Annotated in this window: 26 protein-coding genes; 9 read left to right on the forward strand and 17 right to left on the reverse strand. The window is 59.2% G+C overall.

Annotated elements, in window-relative coordinates:
* Positions 1-397 precede the first annotated feature (397 nt).
* From ACIQU2_RS02205 to ACIQU2_RS02215, 3 genes are all read right to left on the reverse strand, one after another.
* Positions 398-901 carry a GNAT family N-acetyltransferase gene (locus tag ACIQU2_RS02205; RefSeq protein WP_403138147.1) on the reverse strand — a complete coding sequence of 168 codons (504 nt, stop codon included), beginning with the start codon at positions 899-901 and terminating at the stop codon, positions 398-400.
* A gap of 23 nt (positions 902-924) precedes the next feature.
* Positions 925-1,554 (reverse strand): glutathione S-transferase family protein, encoded by a 630-nt coding sequence (locus ACIQU2_RS02210; protein WP_403138149.1) that lies wholly within the window; start codon positions 1,552-1,554, stop codon positions 925-927.
* A 79-nt stretch (positions 1,555-1,633) separates the two neighbouring features.
* Positions 1,634-3,583 carry a DNA topoisomerase III gene (locus ACIQU2_RS02215; RefSeq protein WP_403138152.1) on the reverse strand — a complete coding sequence of 650 codons (1,950 nt, stop codon included), beginning with the start codon at positions 3,581-3,583 and terminating at the stop codon, positions 1,634-1,636.
* Between the two features lie 406 nt (positions 3,584-3,989).
* Between ACIQU2_RS02215 and ACIQU2_RS02220 the strand changes: the two genes are divergently transcribed.
* Positions 3,990-4,358, forward strand: a complete 369-nt coding sequence (locus ACIQU2_RS02220) for a DUF427 domain-containing protein (RefSeq protein ID WP_403138153.1) — start codon at positions 3,990-3,992, stop codon at positions 4,356-4,358.
* A gap of 68 nt (positions 4,359-4,426) precedes the next feature.
* Here ACIQU2_RS02220 and lldD read toward each other — a convergent pair whose 3' ends face one another.
* The 3 genes from lldD to ACIQU2_RS02235 all read right to left on the reverse strand — a co-directional run bounded on the left by lldD (position 4,427) and on the right by ACIQU2_RS02235 (position 9,902).
* The gene (gene lldD, locus ACIQU2_RS02225; protein WP_403138155.1) at positions 4,427-5,569 is read right to left on the reverse strand and encodes an FMN-dependent L-lactate dehydrogenase LldD; all 1,143 of its coding nucleotides are present in this window, start codon (positions 5,567-5,569) and stop codon (positions 4,427-4,429) included.
* A gap of 907 nt (positions 5,570-6,476) precedes the next feature.
* The gene (locus ACIQU2_RS02230; RefSeq protein ID WP_403138158.1) at positions 6,477-8,099 is read right to left on the reverse strand and encodes an MFS transporter; all 1,623 of its coding nucleotides are present in this window, start codon (positions 8,097-8,099) and stop codon (positions 6,477-6,479) included.
* A gap of 162 nt (positions 8,100-8,261) precedes the next feature.
* Positions 8,262-9,902: a GMC family oxidoreductase gene (locus ACIQU2_RS02235; RefSeq protein WP_403138160.1), complete on the reverse strand. Its 1,641-nt coding sequence runs from the start codon at positions 9,900-9,902 to the stop codon at positions 8,262-8,264.
* 121 nt (positions 9,903-10,023) lie between these two features.
* Here ACIQU2_RS02235 and ACIQU2_RS02240 point away from each other — a divergent pair, with 121 nt between their 5' ends.
* Positions 10,024-10,908, forward strand: coding sequence for a LysR family transcriptional regulator (locus ACIQU2_RS02240; RefSeq protein ID WP_403138161.1), 885 nt, complete (start codon positions 10,024-10,026; stop codon positions 10,906-10,908).
* 87 nt (positions 10,909-10,995) lie between these two features.
* On the opposite strand, the gene ACIQU2_RS02245 is transcribed toward ACIQU2_RS02240, so the two are convergent.
* Positions 10,996-11,400 carry a carbohydrate-binding module family 20 domain-containing protein gene (locus ACIQU2_RS02245; protein ID WP_403138162.1) on the reverse strand — a complete coding sequence of 135 codons (405 nt, stop codon included), beginning with the start codon at positions 11,398-11,400 and terminating at the stop codon, positions 10,996-10,998.
* A 225-nt stretch (positions 11,401-11,625) separates the two neighbouring features.
* Between ACIQU2_RS02245 and ACIQU2_RS02250 the strand changes: the two genes are divergently transcribed.
* Positions 11,626-11,841, forward strand: coding sequence for a DUF4287 domain-containing protein (locus ACIQU2_RS02250; RefSeq protein WP_347805949.1), 216 nt, complete (start codon positions 11,626-11,628; stop codon positions 11,839-11,841).
* Between the two features lie 49 nt (positions 11,842-11,890).
* On the opposite strand, the gene ACIQU2_RS02255 is transcribed toward ACIQU2_RS02250, so the two are convergent.
* Positions 11,891-12,988, reverse strand: coding sequence for a DNA alkylation repair protein (locus tag ACIQU2_RS02255; protein WP_403138166.1), 1,098 nt, complete (start codon positions 12,986-12,988; stop codon positions 11,891-11,893).
* A 63-nt stretch (positions 12,989-13,051) separates the two neighbouring features.
* Positions 13,052-14,860, reverse strand: coding sequence for a monovalent cation:proton antiporter-2 (CPA2) family protein (locus tag ACIQU2_RS02260; protein ID WP_403138169.1), 1,809 nt, complete (start codon positions 14,858-14,860; stop codon positions 13,052-13,054).
* A gap of 156 nt (positions 14,861-15,016) precedes the next feature.
* Between ACIQU2_RS02260 and ACIQU2_RS02265 the strand changes: the two genes are divergently transcribed.
* A complete protein-coding gene (locus tag ACIQU2_RS02265; RefSeq protein WP_403138171.1) occupies positions 15,017-15,325 on the forward strand; it encodes an RcnB family protein in 309 nt (102 codons plus the stop codon).
* Positions 15,326-15,337: 12 nt separating this feature from the next.
* On the opposite strand, the gene ACIQU2_RS02270 is transcribed toward ACIQU2_RS02265, so the two are convergent.
* From ACIQU2_RS02270 to ACIQU2_RS02280, 3 genes are all read right to left on the reverse strand, one after another.
* Positions 15,338-16,411 carry a diguanylate cyclase domain-containing protein gene (locus ACIQU2_RS02270; protein ID WP_403138174.1) on the reverse strand — a complete coding sequence of 358 codons (1,074 nt, stop codon included), beginning with the start codon at positions 16,409-16,411 and terminating at the stop codon, positions 15,338-15,340.
* A 103-nt stretch (positions 16,412-16,514) separates the two neighbouring features.
* On the reverse strand, positions 16,515-16,838 hold the full coding sequence (locus tag ACIQU2_RS02275; RefSeq protein ID WP_347805139.1) for a protealysin inhibitor emfourin: 324 nt from the start codon (positions 16,836-16,838) through the stop codon (positions 16,515-16,517).
* Positions 16,835-17,899: a M4 family metallopeptidase gene (locus ACIQU2_RS02280; protein WP_403138176.1), complete on the reverse strand. Its 1,065-nt coding sequence runs from the start codon at positions 17,897-17,899 to the stop codon at positions 16,835-16,837. Before ACIQU2_RS02280 ends, ACIQU2_RS02275 begins: the two co-directional genes overlap by 4 nt.
* Positions 17,900-18,045: 146 nt before the next feature.
* Between ACIQU2_RS02280 and ACIQU2_RS02285 the strand changes: the two genes are divergently transcribed.
* A complete protein-coding gene (locus ACIQU2_RS02285; protein WP_347805141.1) occupies positions 18,046-18,384 on the forward strand; it encodes an FKBP-type peptidyl-prolyl cis-trans isomerase in 339 nt (112 codons plus the stop codon).
* 104 nt (positions 18,385-18,488) lie between these two features.
* Here ACIQU2_RS02285 and ACIQU2_RS02290 read toward each other — a convergent pair whose 3' ends face one another.
* From ACIQU2_RS02290 to ACIQU2_RS02300, 3 genes are all read right to left on the reverse strand, one after another.
* Positions 18,489-18,824 carry a hypothetical protein gene (locus tag ACIQU2_RS02290; protein ID WP_347805142.1) on the reverse strand — a complete coding sequence of 112 codons (336 nt, stop codon included), beginning with the start codon at positions 18,822-18,824 and terminating at the stop codon, positions 18,489-18,491.
* Positions 18,821-20,062, reverse strand: coding sequence for an S-type pyocin domain-containing protein (locus tag ACIQU2_RS02295; RefSeq protein WP_403138180.1), 1,242 nt, complete (start codon positions 20,060-20,062; stop codon positions 18,821-18,823). Before ACIQU2_RS02295 ends, ACIQU2_RS02290 begins: the two co-directional genes overlap by 4 nt.
* 122 nt (positions 20,063-20,184) lie before the next feature.
* Positions 20,185-21,216, reverse strand: coding sequence for a D-cysteine desulfhydrase family protein (locus tag ACIQU2_RS02300; RefSeq protein WP_403138182.1), 1,032 nt, complete (start codon positions 21,214-21,216; stop codon positions 20,185-20,187).
* A gap of 139 nt (positions 21,217-21,355) precedes the next feature.
* Here ACIQU2_RS02300 and ACIQU2_RS02305 point away from each other — a divergent pair, with 139 nt between their 5' ends.
* Complete coding sequence (locus ACIQU2_RS02305) at positions 21,356-21,838, forward strand: LysR family transcriptional regulator (RefSeq protein WP_347805143.1); 483 nt, start codon at positions 21,356-21,358, stop codon at positions 21,836-21,838.
* Between the two features lie 81 nt (positions 21,839-21,919).
* Positions 21,920-22,396 (forward strand): MEKHLA domain-containing protein, encoded by a 477-nt coding sequence (locus ACIQU2_RS02310; RefSeq protein WP_403138186.1) that lies wholly within the window; start codon positions 21,920-21,922, stop codon positions 22,394-22,396.
* A 133-nt stretch (positions 22,397-22,529) separates the two neighbouring features.
* Here ACIQU2_RS02310 and ACIQU2_RS02315 read toward each other — a convergent pair whose 3' ends face one another.
* Positions 22,530-23,684, reverse strand: coding sequence for a cytochrome P450 (locus ACIQU2_RS02315; protein WP_403138189.1), 1,155 nt, complete (start codon positions 23,682-23,684; stop codon positions 22,530-22,532).
* An 82-nt stretch (positions 23,685-23,766) separates the two neighbouring features.
* Between ACIQU2_RS02315 and ACIQU2_RS02320 the strand changes: the two genes are divergently transcribed.
* Entirely contained in the window at positions 23,767-24,531 is a 765-nt protein-coding gene (locus tag ACIQU2_RS02320; protein ID WP_403138191.1) for an ArsR/SmtB family transcription factor, read from the forward strand.
* Here ACIQU2_RS02320 and ACIQU2_RS02325 read toward each other — a convergent pair.
* Positions 24,528-25,136, reverse strand: a complete 609-nt coding sequence (locus ACIQU2_RS02325; protein ID WP_347805147.1) for a LysE family translocator — start codon at positions 25,134-25,136, stop codon at positions 24,528-24,530. The two genes, ACIQU2_RS02320 and ACIQU2_RS02325, sit on opposite strands and share 4 nt — an antisense overlap.
* A 105-nt stretch (positions 25,137-25,241) precedes the next feature.
* On the opposite strand from ACIQU2_RS02325, the gene ACIQU2_RS02330 reads away from it, so the two are divergent.
* Entirely contained in the window at positions 25,242-26,156 is a 915-nt protein-coding gene (locus ACIQU2_RS02330) for a LysR substrate-binding domain-containing protein (protein WP_403138193.1), read from the forward strand.
* The last annotated feature ends 24 nt before the right edge of the window (positions 26,157-26,180 follow it).

Below are 26,180 nucleotides of genomic sequence, written 5' to 3' on the forward strand. Positions count from 1 at the left end.
TCCCGCGTCTGTTGCATGTAGTCGTGTTGAATAACTGCTACGCAATAGCGTCACAACGAGGAGAAGCGGCGAAAACCTTCTGGCCACTGCCGACATTTTCAGGGTCGGCCACAAGCTTCATGAGGATTGATCGCCAGCGCTTCTCGTCTTTGTACTGGACGTTCAGGCCAGGTCAGCTTCTTCAATCTGCCTTGTGGGCAGCGTGTATCCGGGAAAAACAGCTCGGCGGTCAGACGAGCTTGCTCAAACATGTTGCCTGTACTCCCGATCGGGGAGACGTCTGCATCATGCAAGGGCAAATCGGAGGCGTCAACGGTTTTGTAGTGATTATTTTTAGTCACTACATATTGTCGGACAAAGTCGTTTGGAATTAAAAAGCGGAATGGGAAAGCGCCAGTCAGGACGCTGGCAGCGATGCCTGGAATCGGTAAACGGTGCAGGGATAACCGTCTACCGGCAGCTGATGCAGGGTGAACTCGCCATGGGTGAGATCGGCCAAGACCCGGGCCCAGAAACGCTGCGCAGGCTGATTCACGTCGAGGTGGAAAATTTGCCATTGACCGGGGAACCGGCTCAAGAGGGTGGAAACGACAAACTTCGCGACGCCTTGGCCACGAAAGCGTCGACTGACAAAAAAGTAGCCGATGTTGTACTCGGCGCCGTGAAGATGGGTTTCATCATCCATCGTCACGAAGCCGGCCAATTCTCCATCAACCTTGATCAGAAACGGCCTGGTTGCGGGGTTGCGCCAGTAACCCGGTTTGGGCTGAGCGTTGAAAAAGCCATGCTCACCGAGCTTCAGCGGCAGCCACTCGCTGAAGTCATACATGTAGAACTGCATCAGGTTTTCAATCGTTTCCAGTTCGTCGCGCTGGGCGGCGTGCAGTTCTATCAAGGGCATGCTCGTTGGCTCCTGAGGCGCACTCAGTGGGGGGCGAAATCGTATTTCCCACCTTTTTTCAGTGCGGCTTGATAGGCCGGGCGAGCCTGAAAGCGTTCAATCCAGGCCGCTATATGAGGATAGTTGCCGAGCTTGCCTTGGGCTCTGGCGATCTCACCGATAAAACTCATCTGGATGTCGGCGGCGCTGAACTCATCGCCCAGCAGGTAATCGGACTGGCTCAGAGCCGTGTCGAGGTAGCTGAGGTAGTTGGCCACTTCCGAATTGATCCGCGGATGCAACGGCGCGCCGGCCTCACCGAGACGCCCCACGTACAGGTTCAACATCAGCGGCAACATTGCCGAGCCTTCGGCGAAATGCAGCCACTGCACGTATTCGTCATAGGCAGGGGTGGACGGATCGGGTTGCAGGCGACCGTCGCCATGACGGCGAATCAGGTAGTCGATGATCGCGGAGGACTCGAGCAGCTTCTGCGCGCCGTCTTCGATGACCGGTGATTTACCCAGGGCATTGATCGCTTTCAATTCGGGCGGTGCCAGGTTGGTCTTCGGGTCGCGCTGATAGCATTTCAGCTCGTAAGGGATGGCCAGTTCTTCCAGCAGCCAGAGAATCCGCTGGGAACGGGAGTTGTTCAGGTGATGCACGATAATCATGGTCGATGCCTTATCAGAAAAATGGGGTTGTCGTTGGGCTTGAAGAACACTAGACCTTTTTGGCTCATTCGAAGTGCCCTCAAGCCTTGCTCGCCGGTTTTGCTGTGCGCTTGGTGCCCGCCGAGGGCTTGCGTTTGGCGGGCTTGCGTTTGTTTTTCCACGGTGTGGCACCGCGCCCGGCGGGGCTTGCCGGGCCGCTGATGGTCAGGCTCAGGCCGGCGCAACGGGCGACCTGTTTGCTCATCCACGCGGCCTGTTTGGTGACGAACTCTTCCAGGCTCATCTCGCCGCTCTGCACCATGTCCAGCGCCTGCTCCCAGATCGCCGTGGTTCCGGGGTCGGCGATGGCACGTGGCACGGCATCGATCAGGCTGAACGCGGCCGAGGTGGCGGCCAGAGCCTTGCCGTTCTTGATCAGATAACCACGGTCGAGCAGGCCCTGGATGATCGAGGCGCGGGTCGCTTCAGTGCCGATGCCGGTGGTGTCCTTGAGTTTCTGCTTGAGCAGGGGATCTTCCACCAGTTTGGCGACGTTCTTCATCGCTTTGATCAGATCGCCTTCGGTAAACGGTTTGGGCGGTTGCGTCCAGAGGTCCTTGAGCTTCACGTCGGCCACTGCGCAGTCACGTCCTTCGGCCAATGCCGGCAGCGTTTGCGGCGCCGGTGCTTCGCGGCCCTTGGCTGGGGCGAGGGCTTCGGGCAGGGCGCGCTTCCAGCCGGGTTCGACGATCTGCTTGCCGACGGCACGCAAGGCTTCACCGGCGCAGTCGAAGTCGGCCTGGGTCCGGTCGTACTCATGGTTGGGCAGAAACTGCGCCAGGTAACGCGCGCGGATCAGGGTATAGACCGCCCGCTGCTTGCCCGCCAGTCGCTCGAGGTTTTTCGCTGCAGCGGTGGGGATGATGCCGTGGTGAGCGCTGACCTTGGCGTCGTTCCAGGCCCGTGAGCGGCGCTGAGGCTCCAGGAAATCGTTCAAGGCGTTCAGCGCCGGATCAGCCTGCCTCAGCGCAGCAAGAATGCCCGGTGCTTCGCTGTGCTGACTCACGGGCAGATAACCGCAGTCGCTGCGTGGATAGGTGATGACCTTGTGGGTTTCGTACAGGGCCTGGGCGATGTCGAGAGTTTCCTGGGCGCCGAGCCCGAGCTTCTTCGAGCAGACTTCCTGCAAGGTGCCCAGATCGAAGGGCAGGGGTGCCACTTCGCGCATCCGCTCGGTGCGCAGTTTGATCACCCGGGCACTCGCCGCACTGCCAATTGCCGTCGCTGCATTTTGCGCCAACACCTGATTCAGGCAGCGATCCTGATCGTCGCAAACCTCGGAGGCCGCACGCCACTGGGCGGTGAACGTGGTGCCGTCGTGCAGCAGTTGCACATCGATGGCCCAATAGGCGACCGGCACGAAATCGGCGATGCTGCGGTCGCGATCCACCACCAGGCGCAGGGTCGGCGTTTGCACCCGACCGACCGGCAATACGCCCTGATAACCGGACTGACGCCCCAACAGCGTGAACAGCCGACTCATGTTCATCCCGATCAACCAGTCGGCCCGCGAGCGCCCGAGTGCCGAATGGTAAAGGCTAAAGGTCTCGGCCCCCGGCTTCAGGGCTGCCAACGCCTTGCGGATCGACGCATCGTCCAGCGCCGACAGCCATAGCCGCTGGATCGGCCCGCGATAACGGCAATGCTCCACCAGTTCCCGGGCGATCATCTCGCCCTCACGGTCGGCGTCGGTGGCGATCACCAGTTCGCTGGCCTCGCCGAGCAGCCGTTTGACCGCTTTGTACTGGCTGGCCGTGCGTGGTTTGACGGTCATCTTCCACTTCTCTGGAATGATCGGCAGATCCGCCAGCACCCAACGCTTGTAGCGCGCGTCATAGGCGTCCGGCGGCGCGGTTTCCAGCAGATGGCCGATGCACCAGGTCACCGTGACGTCCGTTCCCAGCCAGCAGCCGTCGCCACGACGCCTGGCGCCGAGGACGGCCGCAATGTCTTTGGCCTGGGAAGGTTTTTCACAGAGGTACAGCCGCATAACCACCATCGTTCAGTCGGTTTGAAGAGGTGAACAGAATGCGCAGGGAATGAGATTGGAGCAACCTTTATCTGTATGGATATACAGATAACCAGTTCAATCTGCTCTGGCCCTCCGGGCGGCAGGTGCCGCCGAAGCTGCGGGTGTTTATTGAGTTTGTGGTGGCGCACATGCCGCTGACGCGTTCCCCCGGGGCCATGGTTTAACTCCCGCTGATGGCTTTTGTGGCGAGGGGCTTGCCTCCGTTCGGCTGCGAAGCAGTCGCGGTACGGAAACATGAGGTATACCTATTGAATCGCGGTCGCAGGTTTTGGGGCTGCTTCGCAGCCCAACGGGGCGGTGCGGCGTTCCGACAAGCCCCCTCGCCACAGGAGCGTGGGCGCTCCCGATAACCCAGGAGAATCCGATGAAAAGCACCGGTCCTAGTCCTGTCATCACCATCGCAGAGCAGCCGGGCTGCCTGCTTGTAAAGTTTCACGGTATTCAGGTGGCCGCGTCCGCACGGGCGCTGGTGTTGCTCGAGGCCAACTATCCTCCGGTGTATTACGTACCGCGGGAGGACATCGATGAAAAGTACTTTGCCCGCACCGATCACACGAGTTATTGCCCCTACAAGGGCGATGCCAGCTATTTCAGTCTGCAAATCCCGGGACATGAGGGCGCTAACGCGGTGTGGAGCTATGAAGACCCCAAAGTGTCGGTCGATCAGATTCGCGGCTACATGGCGTTTTATCCCGATCAAGTGATCTTTGAGGTTCTCAAAGACGTCGAGTGAGGGTCGCTTTCCAGGCATCAACGAAAACGCCGCGCATGGGCGTGGCGTTTTATGGTCAGGTGTTCAGCTCATCGAACAGCATCCACCAGCGTGGATTCATCAATCTGACTAATCGAGGTCACCCCGGTCAAGGTCATGGCGACGCGCATTTCCTTGGCGAAGATATCCAGCATATTTTCCACCCCGCGTTGACCATCGGCGGCCAGTGCATAGGCCATGGAGCGCCCCAGCAATACGCCTTTTGCGCCCAGAGCCAACATCCGTACAACGTCAAGCCCCGAGCGGATGCCCGAGTCGACCAGTACCGTCAGATCATTACCGATGGCTTGCATGATGGGCGGCAATGCTTTGGTGGTAGAAAGCACGCCGTCCAGTTGTCTCCCGCCGTGGTTCGACACGACAATGCCATCCGCGCCAAAGCTGACCGCGTCTCTGGCATCCTGAGGATCGAGAATGCCTTTGATGATCATCGGGCCTTTCCAGAACTCACGAATCCACTCCAGATCACTCCAGCTAATCGAAGGGTCGAAGTTGTTGGCCAACCAGCCCATGTAGTCTTCGAGCGTGACGGCTTTGCCAAGGTACTTCGAGATATTGCCCAAGTCGTGTGGACGCCCCATGACGCCGACGTTGAATGCCCAGTCGGGTTTGGTCATGGCCTGAAGCATTCGCCGCGATGCTGCAAAAGGACCTGACATGCCCGAGTGTGCGTCCCTGTATCGTGCGCCGGGCGTGGGCATGTCCACGGTAAACACCAAGTTTTTCACACCGGCGGCCTTCGCCCGTTCCAGCGCATTTTTCATGAAGCCTCTGTCCTTCAACACATACAGTTGAAACCAGATGGATTGCTGGCTTTGTGCCGAGACTTCCTCGATCGAGCACACCGAAACCGTCGACAGGCACAGTGGAATGCCTTTATTTTCCGCCGCTTTAACCGCCTGCACTTCACCACGGCGGGCGAACATGCCCGTCAGGCCGACCGGTGCCAATATGATCGGCATTGAAAGTGGTTGGTCGAAGAGGGTGGTTTCAAGGCTCAGGGTTTCGACGTTTTTCAGAATGCGCTGACGAAGGCTGATGCCCGTCAGATCCGAGCTATTGGCCCTCAGCGTGTGCTCTGCATAAGCCCCGCCATCAATGTAATCAAACAAAAAACGCGGGAGTTTGCGACGTGCTGCCTCGCGATAGTCAGATGCGGATGAAATGATCATGGTGCCTCGGTCTGGTGAGTGGCGGGGCGTGGTTGCGTCGAGCGTCGGGTCAGATTAACGAAAACGCCCTGCGTTTGCGGTAATTCTGTTTACTTTAGAAATGGATAGTGATCCAGCCTTGCGGATGTTCCCGGAACCCTTGTGGGAGCGAGCCTGCTCGCGAAGGCTTTGTATCAGGCGACCATCTTTTTGATGGTGTACATATCCGTTGCTTCTGTAACGGCGGCTTAGGGTTCCGCCCTTACGGCGGGTCACTTGGAAATACGGAATGCCGCCCAACCCCAAGTAACCAAACGCTCTTGCCCCTGACGTACGGTGCCTCGCCCAGGCTCGGCATGCCCGCGCTCCGGTCCTGCTCCGTGGGCCCGCCGCCATCGGCCACCCATGGCCGGGGGCCGCTACCGCGGCATCCATGCCGGGTTGCCCACTGCGCAGAACCTCCACTCGGCCTTCCGACGGGGCAGATCAAAAGCCAAAGCCAAAGCCAAAGCCAAAGCCAAAGCCAAAGCAAGATCAAAAGATCGCAGCCTCGCTTCGCTCGACAGGTCCTACAGGGAAATGCGTTTACTTGAAGCCAGGCCGGCCGGTAGGCCGCCTCGCTTTTGCTTTTGCGGTACACGCCCCCTCGAGAGGCCGAGTGGAGGTTCTGCGCAGTGGGCAACCCGGCATGGATGCCGGGTTAGCCGCCCCCGGCCATGGATGGCCGATGGCGGCGGGCCCACGGAGCAGGACCGGAGCGAGGGCATGGCGAGCCTAGGCGAGGGACCGAACGAAAGGGGCAAGAGCCCTTGGTTACTTGGGGTTGGGCGGCATTCCGTATTTCCAAGTGACCCGCCGTAAGGGCGGAACCCTAAGGCGCCTTTACCGCAGCAACGGATATATACCCAATCGCTCGACCACCAAAACGTCAGTTGGTATCCAGGTCCACGTTCTTGGTCTCACGCAAACAGATCATCCCGACGACCAGGCTCACCCCGGTAATCACCACCGGGTACCACAGCCCGTAGAAGATGTCCCCGGTGTACACCACCAAGGCAAACGACACCGTTGGCAGGAAACCGCCGAACCAGCCGTTGCCGATGTGGTACGGCAGGGACATCGAGGTGTAGCGGATGCGGGTCGGGAACAGTTCGACCATCAGCGCTGCCAGCGGGCCGTAGCACATGGCCGAAATGATGATCAGCGCCACCATCAGCGCCACGATCATGGACTTGTTGACCTGTTGCGTATCCGCTTGGGACGGATATCCGGCCAGGGTCACGGCGCCTCGCAGGGCCGCTTCATCGTAGCCATCGAGTTTCACTTCACCGACGCTCACCTGCACGGCGCTGCCGGCAGGTAGAGCTTCGCTGTTGTAGGGAAGGCCCTGTTTCACCAGGAAGGTTTTGACCTTGTCGCAAGGGCTATCAAATTTCGCCTTGCCCACCGGGTCGAACTGGAAGGTGCAGGTGGCCGGGTCCGCCAGTACGGTGATCGGTGCCTGACGGCTGGCCAGGTCGATGGCCGGGTTGGCGTAGTGGGCGATGGACTTGAAGATCGGGAAGTACAGCGCGGTGGCCAGCAGCAGGCCGATCATCAGCACCGGTTTGCGCCCGACTTTATCCGACAGCCAGCCGAAGAAAATGAAGAACGGTGCGCCGATGATCACGCTGACGATCAACAGACTGTTGGCCAGCGCCGGGTCCATTTTCAGGAACTGGGTGAGGAAGAACAGCACGTAGAACTGCGCCGCGTAGAAGGTCACGGCTTGCCCGGCATTGATGCTGAACAGGGCGATCAGTACGACTTTCAGGTTTTCCCATTTGCCGAAGGAATCGCGCAGCGGCGACTTGCAGAGCTTGCCTTCCTCTTTCATTTTCACGAACGCCGGCGACTCGTGCAGGCTCATGCGAATCCAGGTCGAGATGCCCAGCAGAATGATCGAAAACAGGAACGGAATCCGCCAGCCCCAGACCTCGAACTGGTCACCGGTGAAGTAACGGCAACCGAGCACCACCAGCAGCGACAGCAGCAAGCCGAGGGTTGCGGTGGACTGAATCCAGCTGGTGTGGAAACCGCGTTTACCCATCGGCGCGTGTTCCGCGACATACGTGGCAGCGCCACCGTATTCACCGCCCAGGGCCAGGCCCTGAAGCATGCGCAGCACCACAAGAATGATCGGCGCGGCAATGCCGATACTCGAATAGGTCGGCAGCAGCCCGACGCAGAAGGTCGCCACGCCCATGAGGATGATGGTCGCCAGGAAGGTGTATTTACGCCCGATCATGTCCCCCAACCGGCCGAATACCAAAGCGCCGAACGGCCGCACGATGAAGCCGGCGGCGAACGCCATCAGCGCAAAGATGAACGCGGTGGTGTCGTTGACCCCGGCGAAGAACTGTTTGCTGATCACCGCCGCGAGGGCGCCATAGAGGAAAAAGTCGTACCACTCGAAGACCGTCCCGAGCGACGAGGCGAAGATGACTTTCTGGGTTTCCTTGCTGGTGCCCGCGCTGCGCACGGCTTCCAGAGGCTGAACATGTTCTGACATATCGGTATCCCTCACAGTGATTGTTTTTTTTGTTCCACTGGTGTTGCGTGTTCCTTAAAGGGGGTAATGCCCAACGTCCGCGAATTAAGTACAACCCCTGTGGGAGCGAGCTTGCTCGCGATAGCGGTGTATCAGTCAACATTGATGCTGGAAGTCATACCGTCATCGCGAGCAAGCTCGCTCCCACAGGGGACTGTCGGCAGTAGCGGCAAGCATCAACTGTGCGGCCTTTTCGGCAATCATCAGCGTAGGCGAACAGGTGTTGCCCGAGGTGATGCGCGGCATGATCGAGGCGTCGGCGATGCGCAGACCGGGGATTCCGTGGACTTTGAGCTGCGCATCGACCACGGCGTACGCGTCGTTACCCATGCGGCAGGTGCCGACCGGATGGAAGATGGTGGTGCCGATGCGGGCGGCGGCTTCGTGCAACTCTTCTTCACTCTGCAAGCTGTCGCCGGGCAAGTACTCGACCGGTTTGAACGCTTGCAGGGCCGGTGCGGCGACGATGCGGCGGGTCAGGCGAATGGCATCTGCTGCCACCCGCAAGTCCTCCGGATGGCTCAAGTAATTGGGCTGAATCAGCGGCGCCTCCTGCGGATCGGTGGAGCGAATCTCGACGCGGCCACGGCTTTGCGGGCGCAGATCGCACACCGACGCCGTGAAGGCAGGGAAGGCATGCAATGGCTCACCGAAACGCTCCAGCGAGAGCGGCTGAACGTGGTACTCGAGATTCGCCGACGTCTGCTCCGGTCCCGAAAGGGCGAAGGCCCCGAGTTGGCTCGGCGCCATGGACAGCGGGCCGCTGCGGTCATACAGGTAACGCAGGCCCATGCCCATCTTGCCCCACAGGCTGCCGGCGATCTGGTTAAGGGTGCGGGCGTTTTCCAGTTTGTAGATCAGCCGAAGTTGCAGGTGATCCTGCAGATTGCCACCCACGCCGGGCAGTTCATGGGCAACGCCGATCCCCAGTTTTTGCAGCAGCGGGCGAGGGCCGATCCCGGAACGTTGCAGGATGCTCGGTGAGCCGACGGAACCGGCGCACAGCACGATTTCCTTGCGCGCCTTGAAGGTTATCGCCTGACCCTGGCAACGCGCGCTGACCGCTGACGCTCGGCCGTTTTCCAGCAGCACACGATCGACTTCGACGTCGGTCAGCACGGTGAGATTAGGGCGGTTGCGGATGGGTTTGAGAAACGCCTTGGCCGCGTTCCAGCGAATCCCGGCCTTCTGGTTGACCTGGAAGTAGCTGCAGCCTTCGTTGTCGCCCTTGTTGAAGTCATCGATGCTGGCGATGCCGCTTTGCTCGGCGGCGCTTTGGAAGGCATCGAGAATCGGCCATGACAGCCGCTGACGCTCGATCCGCCATTCACCGGCGGCACCGTGGAATTCCGAGTCGCCGGCAAAATGGTTTTCGCTCTTTTTGAACAACGGCAGCACGTCTTGCCAACTCCAGCCGGGATTGCCCTGAGCCGCCCAGCCGTCGTAGTCGCCGGCCTGGCCGCGCATGTAGATCATGCCGTTGATCGAGGAACAGCCGCCGAGCACTTTGCCTCGCGGATAACTCAGGGCGCGGCCTTGCAGGCCGGGTTGCGCTTCGGTTTTGAAGCACCAGTCGGTGCGCGGGTTGCCGATGCAGAACAGGTAACCCACGGGGATGTGAATCCACGCATAGTTATCGCGGCCGCCGGCTTCGAGCAGCAACACGCGATTCTGCGGGTCGGCCGACAACCGATTGGCCAGCAAACAACCGGCCGGGCCGGCCCCGACCACGATGTAGTCGTATTCATCCAGGGAAGTCTGCATCCGTGACCTCAACTTGTTGTTCTTGTTGTCGGTCATCCTAGTTGTTAGCTTTCGTCAGAAGAATGTTAGTTTTTGCGCAGCCGCTGTGCGTTTTTAAACAGCCTTATCTCAAGGACGGTTCATGTTCGACTGGAATGACCTGCGGTTTTTTCTCGAATTGCAGCGCAGCGGGCGTCTGCTCACCGCCGCCCGCCGTTTGAACACCACCCACGCCACCGTGGCCCGGCACATCGAGGCCATCGAAAAGAGCCTCGGTACCGCGTTGTTTGTTCAGCACGCCCAGGGTTATGAGCTGACCCCGGCGGGCGAAGCGTTGCTCAAACATGCCGAAGCCATGGAAAACGTCGCGTTGCTGGCGCAGGAAGAAATCACCCAGTCCACGGCGCCGCTGGGCAAGATCCGTGTCGGCGTAACCGAAGGGCTGGGCATCATGTTCCTCGCCAGCCGCATGAACGGCCTGTTCGAACGTTATCCGGGGCTGGAAGTGGAACTGGTGGCGGTGCCGCGCTTTGTCAGCATTCTCAATCGCGAGGCCGAAATCAGCATCCACCTCGAACGCCCGGCGGCCGACATGCTGGTCACCCGCAAACTGACTGACTACCGATTGGCGCTGTACGCCAGCCAGGAGTATCTCGACCGTTCGCCACCGCTGCGCAGCCGCGAAGACCTCGGTCGCCACGCCTGGATCGGCTATGTCGATGACCTGTTGTTCAGCCAGGAGTTGATGTTCCTCAACAGCTTCTGCCGCAATCCGCAGGTGGTGTTTCACAGCACCAGCGTCATCGCCCAGCAACAGGCCGCGCGTTCCGGGTTGGGGATCGCCGTGCTGCCGTGCTACATGGCCAGCGCCGATCCCGGCCTGGTGCCGTTGTTGCCGGATGAGAGTATTCAGCGCAGCTACTGGATCAGCACGCGGCGTGAGCTGCACAAATCCGTGCGGTTGCGGGTGTTGTGGGATTACGTGGTGGAGTTGTGTGAGCGCGAGCAGGCGTTGTTGCTGGGATAACAAACATCAAAAGATCGTCCGGACGGGGCCCGATCTTTTGATCTTGGGAGAGTGTCAGATTCACTTTCCCTTATGTTCACTCACGCCTCAGAACGTGCCGATACTCTTTGTGCGGAAAACCAACTTCACCGTGTTGTTTTTGGCGAGCTGCCACTTCACGTCGGTCGGGTCGATCTCTTTGCGCACGATACACTTCCATTCCACATCTTTGCCGTCGTCCGTGCCTGGGAAAAGTACCTTGCCGGTCCATGTAGAGTTGTCAGGGGCGGGTTTAGGGTCGAGCTTTACGGCCTTGGCCGGATCCCAATTCCCTAACTCCGGATGGTTGCCGACAACATACACGCTGTAGCCCGGCACCGTGTTGCCGTTATCGCATTGAAATTCCACTTCGTCTTTTAAGGGCACCCACGTGGCACCTAGGGCATCGCGGAACACGGGCAGTATTGCCCACAAGCAAACGCCCAGCGGCAATAGGTAATGATTGCGAGACATGATGAACACCTCAATTCATTCCAGTGGGCGCAGCTTAGCCCCGGCGAAACTGAAAGTGACCTGTTAGAAATGACAGTTCTTTAGAGCGCTTCGCGATAGCTTCAATCGTTGCTTATTAACTGCGAGCTTGTTTGCGCTGGACGGCGCAGCCGTCCTGGCCTTCAATTCACGGGATGAAGACAAGGAGCGTCCACCGACACTCCGCCGCGAAAGGGAGCTTGCAGCATGACCGAAGATACAAAAGTGAAAGGCCCAGCGTCGTACTTCCCGTCAATCGAGAAAAAGTACGGGCAGCCAATCAGTCACTGGCTGGATCTGCTGGGAACAGTGAGTGCAAAGAAGCATATGGAAATGGTGGCTTGGCTGAAGACTGAGCATGGTATGGGGCATGGCCATGCGAATGCTTTGGTTGCGTATTATTTGGCGAGTTCACCCACCTAGAGATTGACGCCATCGCGAGCAAGCTTTTGCTCCTACAAGGGTTCGTGTTTCAAGGGAGAATTTCGAATGAGGTGCTGGCCAGGCGCTCTCCATTCACCAGCACGTGTACGGCGTGTTTGCCCACGTAGTGTTTGCGGGTGGTGAGTTCCTTGATCTGCTGGCTACGGGCGATGGTCTCGGTCGCCTTGCCGGGAAGCGTCAGCGCCTTGAGCTTGAACACCTTCGCTGACGTGCTGCCGTTGGCTTTGACGTAATCGATCGCGTAGTCGATCACCAGTCGCTGACTGTCCTGGACCGTGGATTTCACGGCGAAGGACAGGGTGATTTTTTCACCCAGACGAATCACCGCCGGTTCCACCTTCACATCGATGATCTCGACCTCAGGCTTGCCGCCCGCGCCAATGATCGCCAATGCGCGTTGGTTGCCCTGTTTGATCAGGCTGCGCAGGGCGTGTTTGGCGATCCATGCGGTGTGTTTGTTGTCCAGCGACCAGCCTTCGATCAAGTCCAGCACCCATTCTGGATGATCCTTGGTGATGTCGTTGAGGTGGTTGGCCACGGACTTGCGCACGTAGAGGCTGTCGTCGGCCTTGAGGTTGTCGAGGATCGCGGCCGCCAATGTCGGGTCAGCCTGAATCTGTTCCAGTCGAAACGACCACGGCAGACGCGGTCGGCTGCCTTCGCTGGCCAGGCGGCGGACGTGTTCGTTTTCGTCCAGGGACCACTCGTGCATGACCGCCAGGGAGCGTTCGATGTTGCTGCGCAGGAAATAGCGGATCGCGAACTCCGAGGAGCCGAAGGCGGTGAAGTATTTCAGCGCCTCCATGGACTGCTCGAAGGCATGTCCGCCGTACGTCGCGACGTAATGCGGCAATGAGATGCTGACGAAGCCGCTGTTCAAGCGCGGAGCGAGGGCGCGCAGCACCTCGAGCGTCTCTTCATAGCTCAACGGCAGGACCACGTGCAGGCACTCGCTGACCCGGGCCATGCGCTGCATGATCGATAACTCTGCAAGCCCGTCGTTGGCCATTTTCAGGAAGGCTTTGGCGTTGAACGCGGGGTAGACGGAGGTCATCTCGGTGGCGATGTGCTTGAGGCGGTCGGCGTTGAAGATTTCTTTCAGGGCGGGGTAGCTTTGCTCAGCCATAGTAGGTTCCTATTCCTAAATCAATCGTCGATCGTTCCCACGCAGAGCGTTGGGAACGATCAGTTACGCCTTGCCTGATTCTTCTTCCAACTGATCCGACTCAAACAGCCTCGCCAGTTCCGCCCGGGCTTCCTGCGCCGTCTGCAAGACCTTCGCCGCATCGTCATAAATCGCATGCTGGGCCTCAAGCACCTGCTCGTCGTGATGCTTGAAGCGCTTGATTCGCGCATCGGCCTGGGCCTGGGTCAGCCCCAGGCCGACCAGCGTGCGCCGGCTCATTTCCAGACTCGAATAATAGGTTTCCCGAATGGCCTCGGCGCCAAGGTCCACCAGCCGATGCACATGCTGACGGTTACGGGCCCGGGCGATGATTTTGATGTGCGGATAGAGTTTGTGCACGATTTCGGCGGTCTTGATGTTGGTGTCCGGGTCGTCGGTGGCGATGACAAAGTATTCCGCCTGCTCGACCTTGGCCGCACTGAGGATCTCCGGGCGCATCGGGTCGCCGTAGAACACCGGCACACCGCCGAAGCTGCGCGACAGTTCGATGGTTTCCACCGAGGTGTCGAGGGCGACGAACTTGATGTTCTGCGCGCGCAAAATCCGCGCAACGATCTGCCCCATACGGCCCATGCCGGCGATCACCACGCGCGGCGTGTCGGTATCGATCTCGCGGAATTTCTCCGGCACCACCACCGGTTGAACCTTGGGGCTGACCAGTCTTGCGCACACCAGCAACAGCAGCGGCGTCACCGCCATGGACAAGGTGATGGTCAGCACCAGCAAGTCGTACAGGCGCGGCTCGAACAGTCCCTGGTCGCGGCCGATCTTGAACACCACAAAGGCAAACTCACCACCGGCGGCCAGTACGATGCCGAGGCGAATCGCACTGACCTTGCCCAGGCCACCGGCCAGCCGACCGACAACAAACAGCAGCGGCAGTTTGATTGCGATCAGCAACAGGGTCAGGCCCAGCACCGTGATCGGCGCGCTCAGGAGCAGACTCAGGTTGGCGCCCATGCCGACGCTGATGAAAAACAGCCCCAGCAGCAATCCCTTGAACGGCTCGATTTGCGCTTCCAGTTCGTGGCGGTATTCGGAGTCCGCCAGCAGCAACCCGGCGAGGAACGCCCCCAGCGCCATGGACACGCCGACCAGGTCCATCAGCCACGCCGTGCCGATCACCACCAGTAACGCAGTGGCGGTCGAGACTTCCGGCAAACCAGTCTTGGCCACCACCCGGAACACTGGGCGCAGCAGATACCGCCCACCGATCACCACCACCGCGATGCTGCCCAGCACGCGCAAGCCGTGATTGAGGCCTTCGCCAGCGCTGCTGGTGTGATCGCCGCCCGCCAGCAACGGCACCATGGCGATCAACGGGATAGCGGCGATGTCCTGGAACAGCAGAATCGCGAACGCCAAGCGCCCGTGGGGGCTGGTCAATTCCTTGCGCTCGGCCAGGCTTTGCAAACCGAACGCCGTGGACGACAGCGCCAGGCCCAACCCCAGCACGATCGCGCTGCTCAACGGTTGGCCGAACACGAACAACGCCAGCACACCAATCACCGAGCCCGTCAGCAGCACTTGCGCCAGGCCGACGCCGAACACCGATTTGCGCATCACCCACAAACGTCGCGGCGACAGTTCAAGACCAATGATGAACAGCAGCAACACCACCCCGAGTTCGGAAATGTGGCTGACGCTTTGCGGATTGCCAATCAAGCCCAGCACCGACGGCCCGATAATCACGCCGGCAAACAGATAACCCAGTACCGCCCCCAGTTGCAGGCGCTTGGCCAAGGGAACGGTGAGCACGGCCGCGAACAGAAACACGACAGCGGCTTGCAACAGGTTGCCTTCATGGGGCATGGCTTACTCCAGAACTCGGTACGGCGGGGGCGCTCAGGATAAAGGCTTGAGATGCATGCGTCAGCCAATGCAATCGCAATCATCGCAGCAATAAGGAATGATTCAGCGCCAGCGTAGTCGGACTTCAGGTACCAAGACATTAATGGAGGTTCACCGATGAACAACAAGACCTTTATCGCCTGCCTCGCCCTTGTCGCAGGCATTGCCGGTATCAGCCCCATCGTTCAAGCGGATGACCCACCGCAAAAAACCGTTCAGCCTGGGGTCGACAACAACCGTCAGCTGGTGGTCGGTGACCGCGCCCCGGACGTTTACCAGCGCAGCGAAAAGGCCCTGGTCAACTGGAAGCAGAAAGGTCTGAAAGCCCCGAAGGGCCAGGCGCAGTGGGTGCAGATCAACGACAAGTACATGATGGTGATGATTACAAACGGGACGATTGTGGATATCACGCCGGTGGAGCGGTAAACCGTCGAAGGGCTATTCGCTGTGAGCGCGTACGGGGCTTTCAGTGCCCAACCGATACTGATTATTCCCACTGCGCTTCGCCTCATACATCGCCAGATCCGCAATATGAATCAACCGGTCCATGCTCGGCGCATGGTCCGGGAACACCGCGACCCCCAGGCTGGTGCCGATGTGGCGTTGATCATTACCGATGGTCACCGGTGGCGACAGTTCGACGAAGATTTTCTGGCAGATGCTGCGGGCTTCGTCCTGCAGGCTGTTGCCCTGGGTCAGGCCTTGAAGGATGACCACAAACTCGTCGCCACCGATCCGGGCGACGGTATCGGTTGAACGCAGGATTTTCTTCAGTCGGGTGGCGGTGGTGATCAGTACCCGGTCGCCGGCGGCATGGCCGTAATGGTCGTTGATTGCCTTGAAACCATTGAGGTCGACAAATACCAGCGCAACCCTCGTAGCGCTGATGCGCGCCTGTTCCAGCGCTTCGGACAGACGCTCTTCGAGCACCAGACGATTGGGCAGACCGGTCAGCGGGTCGAAGTGCGCCAGGTGTTGCAGGTAGCTGGCGGAGGCTTTTTCCTCGGTGATATCGCGGACCACGCCCATCATCTTGATCGTTGCATCTTGGTCGTTCTTGACCACATTGCCGGTTTCCCGAAGCCAGCGGATCGTGCCGTCGGGCCAGACCACCCGATATTCCTCGTCATGGTTGTCGCCGGTTTCCAGGCAACGCAATTCCCCGGCCCGGACCTTGGCCCGGTCGTCCGGGTGAACACATGAGCAAAACAGCGCGTAGGAAGGCGTTACTTCGTCGATCTTGAAGCCAAACATGCCGTAGATCGCGTCCGACCAGTAGAGCTTGTCGGTGTCGACATCCCAGTCCCACGTGCCGATACGGGCGAAGTACTGGCTGCGCTTGAAGCGTTCGGCGTCACCGTCCTGACGGATGTTTTGTCCGTCAGTCAGGCTGGTGATCAGCACGCGATACTCGGCCAGCTGCTTTTGTAGCGAGCGCTCGCGACAGATCAACGCGACGATCAGGGCAAGCATCACTGAGCCGATGGCGGCGCTGGTCCAGTCCACATTCATTCAGGTTTCGCCATCGTGGCGTATCAGCCGCATCGGGAGAGGTGTGCCTATGTTAGTTCACACGGCCCTCGATCATCAGCCTCTATTACGAGGGGCGCCAAACTTATAGCAGTTCACCTTTGTCCCACAGATGCACCAATTCCCCAGGCGCCTGATCTTCAGGCACCTTCATCACCATTCGGTCGTCCTGTTCGCCGCTGCGGTAGCGCACTTCGATTTGATAGAAGCGCTGATCGCCCCGACCGGCGGATGAACTCGTCATAAGCAGGCAACCCTCGAGCAACGAACAAATGCGGGTTCGTTGGTCGGCATTGCATTGGGCGAATTCGATCTCTCGGGGGCGGGTCAAGGTGTGGATCGCCGCCACGCCGCCCTGGCGGGAGACACAGACCACCGCGTTATCGTCCAGTGTTGGCAACGTTTTCATTGTTCCTCCGGCGTCAGGTCGACGCCCACTTCAGACCAGCCGTGTCGCACCGCCTCGACTGCCTTCGCGTCGAATCCTTGCCGGGCATGCTCGACGGTCAGTTGCGCGAAGGCACTGAATGTCGCTTCGCTACTCAGGCGTTTGTCGCACAGCGCGTCGTACCAGATGCGGCCGGTTCTTTCCCAGGCAAAGCCGCCCAGAGCCATCGCGGCCAGATAAAACGCCCGATTGGGGATGCCCGAATTGATGTGCACACCGCCGTTGTCTTCCTGGGTGATGACGAACTTGCGCATGTGATTCGGTTGCGGATCCTTGCCAAGCAACGGGTCGTCATAGGCCGTGCCCGGGTGGGCCATCGAGCGTAAACCGATACCTTTGATGCGCGGTGCCAGCAGGTCGGCGCCGATCAACCAGTCAGCCTCTTCGGCGGTCTGGCCCAGCACATGCTGTTTGATCTGTACCCCGAAAACGTCCGATATCGATTCATTCAATGCCCCGGACTGGCTGGCATAGACCAGACCGGCTTCGCTTTCAATCACACCGTGCGTCAACTCGTGGCCGATCACATCCAGAGAGCGGGTGAAGCGCTCGAAGATTTCGCCATCGCCGTCGCCGAACACCATTTGCGCGCCGTTCCAGAACGCGTTCTGGTAATCCAGGCCGTAATGCACGCTGCCGATCAGGGCAAAACCCTTGTTGTCGATGGAGTCCCGACCCAGCACCTTCCAGAAGAAATCATAGCTGGCACCCATTGCGTCGTAGGCCTCGTCGACCGCCGGATCGCCGGTTGCCGCCTGGCCTTCAAGTCGCACAGGCATACCCGGCAGAAGCATTTTGCCTTGCGCGTCATGAATGCTGCGTTGCGCCAGACCGGGGCGGCCGGGCTGCGACAGGATCGCTTTGGCGGGTGGGCGCGATGGCGGGCCGGGATTGTGCCGCAGACGGCGTACATGGATCAGCGTGGTCTGCGCGCTGGAGCGCTGACGGTCGGAACCGTGGGCGATGATTCGGTTGAGGATGTAGGGCGGGATGAAACTGTACAGCGGTGATGAGTCGGTCATCAGAGCATCCTTTCCTGAATACGAAGTCGTTATTCATGTGAGCCGGATGACGGTCTTTCGGTTCCGTGGATTGCCTTGCGCGCCGGTTTCTGCGAAAACCTCCGTCCGCGCCCCAATCACTGGGCGACAGTGAACGAGTAGGAATCATGAACGACGAGTTGCAAATCATTGACCTTGAGCCGGGCGACGGCAAAGCCGCCGTCAAAGGCGCGCTGATTACCACCCAATACCGCGGCTGGCTGGAAGACGGGACTGAATTCGATTCTTCCTACAGCCGGGGTAAACCTTTCCAGTGCGTGATTGGCACGGGTCGGGTGATCAAGGGTTGGGATCAGGGGATTATGGGCATGCAGGTCGGCGGCAAGCGCAAGTTGCTGGTGCCGGCGCATCTGGCCTATGGCGAGCGGACGATGGGAGCGATCACGCCGAATTCGAACCTGATCTTCGAGATTGAATTGCTGGAAGTGCTCACGCGAGATGATTGATTTGTTGGATGTGGGCTGAAATGGCGAACCCCGCCATCTCTGTTAGAAGAAATGGTGGGGTTTTTATTTGTTGGGAGGGTGATTTCTGGTTTTGATTTAGCGAGTCAGGTGAACATTTCAATATCGTCGAGCGTGTCAGCAACTGTGGCTTCAAGTGCAGGAAATTTTCCTTTTACGGAATCAAGGGCGGGCATCACGGCTTGCATTTCAAGCTCACCGAATCTGCGGGCTACATGGCCGAGTGCGGTGATTGCTGCCGCAGCCACCGACTGAGTACCACTCTCGAGATGTTTCAGGCAAATGGTCTGAGCCCAGGCACTGTCTTGCTCATTTAATCCGATGGAAATCAGCGCGGTGACAATGTTCCTTTCTAAGCCGCTATCAAAGAGATTGATTGCTTCGTCATGGCTAATCGACGGATCGTGGTAGATAAGACTCACTGTTTAGCTCCCAGGATGTTTCCCTTGGTGTCGGCTTTTTTTGCCTTGATCAATACATTTTTCATATCTTGATGGAGTTTGTTCCATGCTCTGACATGTCCGTGGTAGTCGTCCCCTCCCGTATGATCAAAGACGACAAACTCGTTGGTTTTGGGGTCAATACCAATCCTGCGTTCCGATGTAGGTTTTACCTGTACCGAATTATCCAATGCTTCCTGGCCATTCTCGGGACCCTTACTTTTAACTGGTGTATCCGTCTTTCCATGGTACCTGGCAGCATCGAATCGCAGGGAAAAGACAACGTAAAGAGGCTTGATACCGGAATCAGCCGGGAAAACAAGGATGAAGTCCTTGTACTCAGGCGGGTAAATCGGGTTGACGATGATGTTATCTGCCTGGTCGGTAGGCGGATAAATCCAGATGTGCGGGGCTTGTGGGGCACCTTCTAGCGGTGGGATTCCCGAAGTGCGGGACGGGTCAACGGCTGGCGTCCATATCAACGTTGTCCCATTGCCGAAGTCAGCCACTTGCTGAGTACCTTGAACTACGAACTGCACTACAGGAATCATTTCCCAATCGCTGCGCTTCTGGGTGTTGTATCCGTATCCCTTCAAGGTGCCATCGGCCTGTTGTTCGACATGCAATCGGACACGTGTACGGCCTTCCTTGATCGACTTGAGCTGTTCTTCGGTATACAGGGAACTGTCCCCCAGATTCGACGGCCAGAGTAGTGCAACCAATCCAGCCAATGCGCCTGCAGCAACACCTCCCGTTACTACGCCTGCACCACCAACAGCACTTGTGCCGGTGCCAGCAGCACCAACCCGACCTAAGAGAAGCGTTCCCAATGCAGCAGGTAACGCGTTACCACTGATTTTTTTGAGAGGGATGTTTCCCGCTGCATCCCTTTCGCGACCACCCAGCAGCGAGAATTTTCCGTAATCGGCCAGTTTCTCGGTAGGGACAAACCCGGCTGGGTTGTCGTGATTGATTACGCCGTCCGGGAGGTTGCAGCTTTTGGCGAACACGCACCCGCTGTAGCCGGGAGGGTCCTGTTGTTGAGGTTGTCTGACGAAACGGTCTTCATATGCCTGTTGTCGGGCCAACATGTCGTCATATTTTTTTTGTCTGGCGTCCCGCTCTGCCAGTTCGGTGGCGTTCATGTAGCGGCTGGTGACGTGGTGCCCGTCGCCTGACGGTGGGTTTTGAATCCTGGGTATGCCTGTTTTGCGAGCCATGAGCGTCCTTGTTTCATCTTTTGAAAACGATGCGGACGCTATATCAAAGGACATTTGATAGATGTAGGACGGGTCTGAAACTCTATGAGTTACTGGAAGTACTGCCCCGCGATGATTGATCGCTAAGACTGAAAGGTTTCCCGGTAGGCATAAAGGCCCGGTGTTCCACCAGTCATCACGAACAGCACATTGTCCCCGGAACGGACGCGTCCTTGCCTGAGATCGGCCAACAGTCCAGCGAACGCTTTGCCGGAGTACACCGGGTCGATCAACAGGCCTTCGGCGCGAGCCATCAGGCGCACCGCTTCCTGCATGGCTGGTGTCGGCAGACCGTAACCGTCGCCCAACTGACTGCCGTCAATGGCAATTTCTTCAGCCTGAACGACGGCGCTGCAGCCCAACAGCGCCAATGCGTCCTGGGTCAATTGCCGGGTTCTGGCCGCTGACGTGTCTCGATCGGACAAAACCGAATAGGATTTTACGATCGAGGTGCCTCGGCCCAGCAACTGGAAGCCGGCCGCGAGCCCGGCGTGGGTGCCGGCGCTGCCGTTGGGCACCACGACTTGATTGAAGGTGAGGTCGAGTTCCGACTCCTGCTGCGCGATCTCCGCCGCACAGCGCGCATAACCGAGACTGCCCAAAGGCGTTGAGCCACCGGTGGGAATCACCAGCACGTTGCGCCCCGAATCCCGAAGTTGCGCGGCCCGTTTCTCGGCCTCGGCGAGTGAGTCGCTACCGCCGGCAAGCACTTGTATGTGCGCGCCGAACAGCTGGTCGAGCAGGACGTTGCCGTTGAGTTCGTAATCTACATCGGTTTTGGGTACCACGCGGGTCAGGATCAGTTCGCAGGCAAGGCCCAGGCGCGCACACACCGCGGCGGTCAGGCGCGCATGATTGGACTGAATGCCTCCCACGGTGATCACCTTGTCGACTCCGGCCGCCAGGCCTACGCCGATATGGAATTCGAGTTTGCGCAGTTTGTTACCGCCACCGCCAATCAGCATATGATCGTCGCGCTTGAGAAACAGGCCGATTCCCTGCGGCTTCAAGCCCAGCAGTTGTTCGAGGCGTTCGGCGTGCTGAATGGGCGTGGGGCCTTGCAGGAGCTCTGCCCGCGCAAAAGAACTCAGTGACGTGTCCAGTAGGGTTTGCATCAATGGAGCCTCGTTGTTCACATTTATAATGTGACTCTATGGAGAACGCCCTTCGTGATAAACGCATTGCCGGTTATTACACCTTTAACCTGATGTACTTAATCAAGCGTTCCGTTTCCTCCCTTCACAAGGCATGGTCATGAGCAAACTCAGGCAAAGGGAAGTTTTCGTCGCCGTGGTCGAGGCGGGCAGCTTCGCCGATGCGGCCAGTGACATCGGGATGTCGGCGGTCATGGTTGGACGGCATATCCAGAGCCTGGAGAAAACCCTCAACACCCAGCTGATTCAACGCACCACCCGGCGGCAATCCATCATCGGGGAAGGGCGGTTGTTTTATGAAGAAGCCAAGCGGGCACTGGAGCAGGTGAAGTACGCGTTCAGCCGGGTGGAGGCGTCGAGCCCGGAGCCCAGTGGCCTGTTGCGAATCACCGCACCGATGACCCTTGGTGTGTCATTGGTCGGTCCTCTGGTGTCGGCCACGCTGGCCAACGGCGAACTCGTGCGGATCCTGGACGCCTATACTCCACCGACCAAGCCGGTACAGATGGTGTATCCGCGCTCGCGTAAATCACTGCCCAAAATGAAAGCCTTTATCGATTTTGTTGCGCAGCGACTGGCGTGACCGTTGCGGATGCGAATTTTTCAGCAGGGTTTCGATAGGCTACGGCGCATCAAAAACCAACGCCTTTGCGTGGGAGGGCGCGTGTCGTCAATCAACGAATATGTAGCTGCGGTTCAACTGCTGGACGAAGCTTACCGGCGCTGGACCGGCCAAAGCCTGCCAGCCCCTGAGTCGCTGAGCGGACCTGAGCGCTTGCACTGGTTGCACGCGCACGCGCCTTACAGCCTGCTGGCCCACGGCACTGAAGCCGATCCTTGCTTCTTCTACGCCAATGAACAGACGCTGGCCTGTTTCAAATACCCTCGCTCGCAATTCCTCGGCATGCCGTCACGGTTCAGCGCTTCGCCACTGGACCGAGCCATGCGCCAGACGTTGCTGGAGCAGGTCACGGCCAACGGGATTGCTCACGGCTACAGCGGTTATCGGGTGGATCGGGATGGCAATGCCTTCATGATTCACGAAGGCAAAGTCTGGACGCTGATCGATCAGCACGGTGAGCATCGGGGGCAGGTGGCACTGTTCTGGCCGGATGCGGAGCGTGTTGGTCGGGTTGATTGATTTGGATGTAGCCTGCTGGGCACGTAGGAAATGAAGCATCGTTTGTCAGGCCGCCTTCGTCGGATCGCCGCCCGGAGCAAGCTCGCTTCCACAGGGGATTCTTGTCGATCACGAATACTGTGTGCGACACCCATCAACTGTGGGAGCGAGCTTGCTCGCGATGAACGATGACGCGGTCGCTGAAGAGCGGAATGCGGCCGTTGAGGGAACGGCGGTAGTGCCATTCCAATTGGTCTAGCGCGGGTTTCATTGCCAGAATCTCCCTCAACGTGGCGCTGGCAATACTCAACGCCAACAACTGCCCCGGACATTGATGCCGTCCCGCACCAAAGGTGAAGCTACGCCGGTCTGGACGATCAAGAAGAAAGACGTCGGGATGGTCATTGAGCAGCGGATCACGATTAGCCGAAGCCAGCAGCACCAGAATCACGTCGCCGGGGTTCAGGCTCACCCCCTCGATTTCACAAGGTGCAGCGACAAACCGGCGGGTGTTCTGCACCGATGGGTCGAAGCGCTGAACTTCAGCGATCAAGTCTTCAACGGGTGTCGATTCGCTGTGCAACGACGGGTTTTGAATCAACGCCAACAGCGCATTGCCGATCAGCCCGGCGGTGGCTTCATAGGTCTGGGAAAACAACCCGATCAGGTTGGCGATCAACATTTCAGAGTCGCTAGAGGTTGCCGCGAAGCGCTCGCGGATCCCGGCGAGCAGGGCGCTCTGATTGCTAGGGTCATCCAGCAGCTCAACGAAATAGCCGCTCAAGTGTTCCGCCGCAATGTGCGCTGCATCCCATTGCGCCTGATCGCCAAGGGGCGACAGGCACGTGACGAAGTCCCCGGTCAGCTCGCTGATAGCCCGGCCCTGAGCCGCAGAGAACCCCAGCAATGCAGCCACCACGCAAACCGGCCCGCGGAACATCGCCTTGTACAACCCATCGGCGCCGGGAGTGATCAGACGCGCACCGACCAGCGCATTGACTTCAGCGACATCAATCAACGCCAACCCCGGTTTAATCGCCGACCTCGGGCAACGCTGTCGTTCGCCCTCATTCATCCGCATCAACTGACCAAAGACCTTGCCGGCCATCCCGCCAACAATCGCCTTGGGCACCGGTTCGTGGGACGGCCGGACATGACAGTCAGGATGCGCCAGCACGGCCGCAACGGCTCGGGCGCTACTCGCCACCCACACTTTCAGTCCTTGGTGAAAAACCAGCCCGCCCTCCGCGCGCAGTTGCGCGTAATAGGGATCAGGATCGGCATGAGTCGCAGCGATGATCGGGTCCATGGGTCGCAGCCTTGTTCGTGGTTGGAAAAGTGTTGCTACTATCTCCAGTCCGAAAGGGCCTTGATTCGTCCGGGAACGAAATATGAACGTAGAACAACACGACATCGGCATTTCTCAAGTCGCCGCGGCCATCGCGGAACCGGCCCGGACGAAGATCCTCTGTTCGCTGATGGACGGCCACGCCCGCACCAGCACCGAGCTGGCAGCGATTGCCGAGGTCAGCGCCTCCACCGCCAGCGCGCACCTGGCCAAACTCAAGGAACTGGCGCTGGTGCGTTTGCATGTGCAGGGCCGCCATCGCTATTACAGCCTGACAGACAAGCGTATCGCCCAGGCGTTGGAGGCGTTAATGGTGATCGGCCAGAACGCCGCACCCACCTTCAACCCGCGCACCCCGGATCGCCTGCAATTCGCCCGCACTTGCTACGACCACATGGCCGGCACGTTGGCGGTGCTGCTGCATGACCGGATGATCGAAGCGGGGTGGCTGCTGGAAACCGATGAACAGGTCTATCAACTGAGCGACAGCGGGGAGGTGTTGTTTGAAGGGTTGGGTATCGAGGTCAAGGACTTGAGCACGCTGCGTCGCCGCTTCGCCTGCCCATGTCTGGACTGGAGCATGCGTCGGCCGCATCTGGGCGGTTCGTTGGGGGCGGCGTTGTTGCAAACGGCGATCAAGCGCAAATGGGTGACTCAGGACCTGGACAGCCGCGCGCTGGCGTTGACGGCGACGGGGCGAAAGGAACTCAGCAGCCGGTTTGCCGTTGAACTGCCGGTTCAGGTATCGACAACACAACCCGCTTCCACCGAGATCAGACGCCGAGTGGTCGCCAGTTCTGCGCCTTAGCGACTGGCCGAGGCCATCAGCACGCCGAAACCGGCGAAGGTCACGCCCGAGACTTTCGCCGCCAGCCAGGAACCCTTCGGGCTCGACAACCAGCCTTTGGCAGCATTGGCGAGCAACGCATAGCTGCCATGCACCAGAATCACCAGTACGCCGTAGGAGGCGACCAGCTTGAAAAACTGGGTGGAGAAGTGCGCCGAGGTGTCGATGAATTGCGGGAACACCGCCAGAAAGAAAAACACTGCCTTGGGGTTCAAAAACTGGATGGAAGCCGCTTCAAGAAAGCGATAGCCTGGGCTTGAGGGGCGCGTTTCAAGCCGCGTGCTGAAACCAGCCGAGCGCCAGCTTTTGTAACCCAGGTACAACAAATAGGCAGCCCCTGCGTATTTCAATGCGGTAAAGGCGTTGGCGGAGGTGCTGAGAATCAGGCCGACACTGGTGGCGCTGATGGCGGCGACGATAAACGCTCCCGACGCGATCCCCAGAATGCCCGGCACGGCCCCCGTCCAGCCGTGGCGCACCGCGTTGGACAGGGTCAGGACCACGCCAGGCCCTGGACTCAAAATGGTCAGGGTGGCAAACAGTAGAAAGAGTCCGTAGCTGTTCATGTCTTGCTCCGTCAGGTGGCGCTGGCTGCATGCGGGCAGATTGGCGTGACGACGTGGGCGTGACAAACGCTTTAATTGCGGCGCATAGGTGACTAAATTAGACGCATGATGAATCCACTACCGCCGCTTAATGCTGTTCGCGCCTTCGCTGTTGCTGCTCGTCATCAGAGTTTCAGCCTGGCGGCCGAAGAGCTGCATGTCAGTCACAGTGCCGTCAGCCGGCACATCAAATTGCTTGAGGAGCACCTGGGTGTGCTGCTGTTCGAACGGCGTATCCGTCAATCGGTGCTGACGCCGGCCGGTCAGCGTTTTTATGAGCAGGTCAGTGCCGGGCTGGCGCAGATCGCCAACGCCGCTGCTGCGCTTAAGCAACATGCCTCGCTGCCGACCGTGAAGATCAATGTCCGTCCGTCCTTTGCCATGCTTTGGCTAACGCCCAGGCTGGCGGATTTCATTGCGCAGCACCCGGACATCAAACCGCAAGTGATTACCCAAACCCAGGCACCCGATCATGCACGCGACGGGTTCGACATTGTCATTCGCCGTGGTCGTGACGACTGGGCACCGGCAATTGAGGCGCGAGCCCTCTTCGAAGACGAACTGTTGCTGGTCGCGGCACCCTCGCTGATCGAGCGCCTGGCCCTTGAAGACCTCGCGTCCCTGAGCCGGCACACGTTACTGACCGCCAAGGCGCGTCGCGAAGATTGGCACAACTGGGCCCTGCATTTTGGTCAAACCCAGTCAGCCACTCAGGTCTCCCGGCAGTTTGATCACATGCACCTCGTGCTTGAGGCCGCCGTGGAAGGACAGGGCATTGCCTTGTGCCCGACCTCTTTGCTGGGCACCCACCTCTCGAGCGGTCGCCTGATCTGCCCGTTGCCCGAATTGCGAATGCCGTTGCCGCGTTATTACTACGGTGTTGCGCCGGACGTCACGGTGCAGACACAGGTGTTTGTGGAGTGGTTGTTTGCCCGGATCGAAGTGGATGCTGGTCAGGAGGGGCGGTTGATCGCAAGGTGATTCGCCTGCAAGTGACCGGCGCTG

The sequence above is a fragment of the Pseudomonas sp. NPDC098740 genome (assembly GCF_044760065.1).
Classification (GTDB): domain Bacteria; phylum Pseudomonadota; class Gammaproteobacteria; order Pseudomonadales; family Pseudomonadaceae; genus Aquipseudomonas; species Aquipseudomonas rossensis.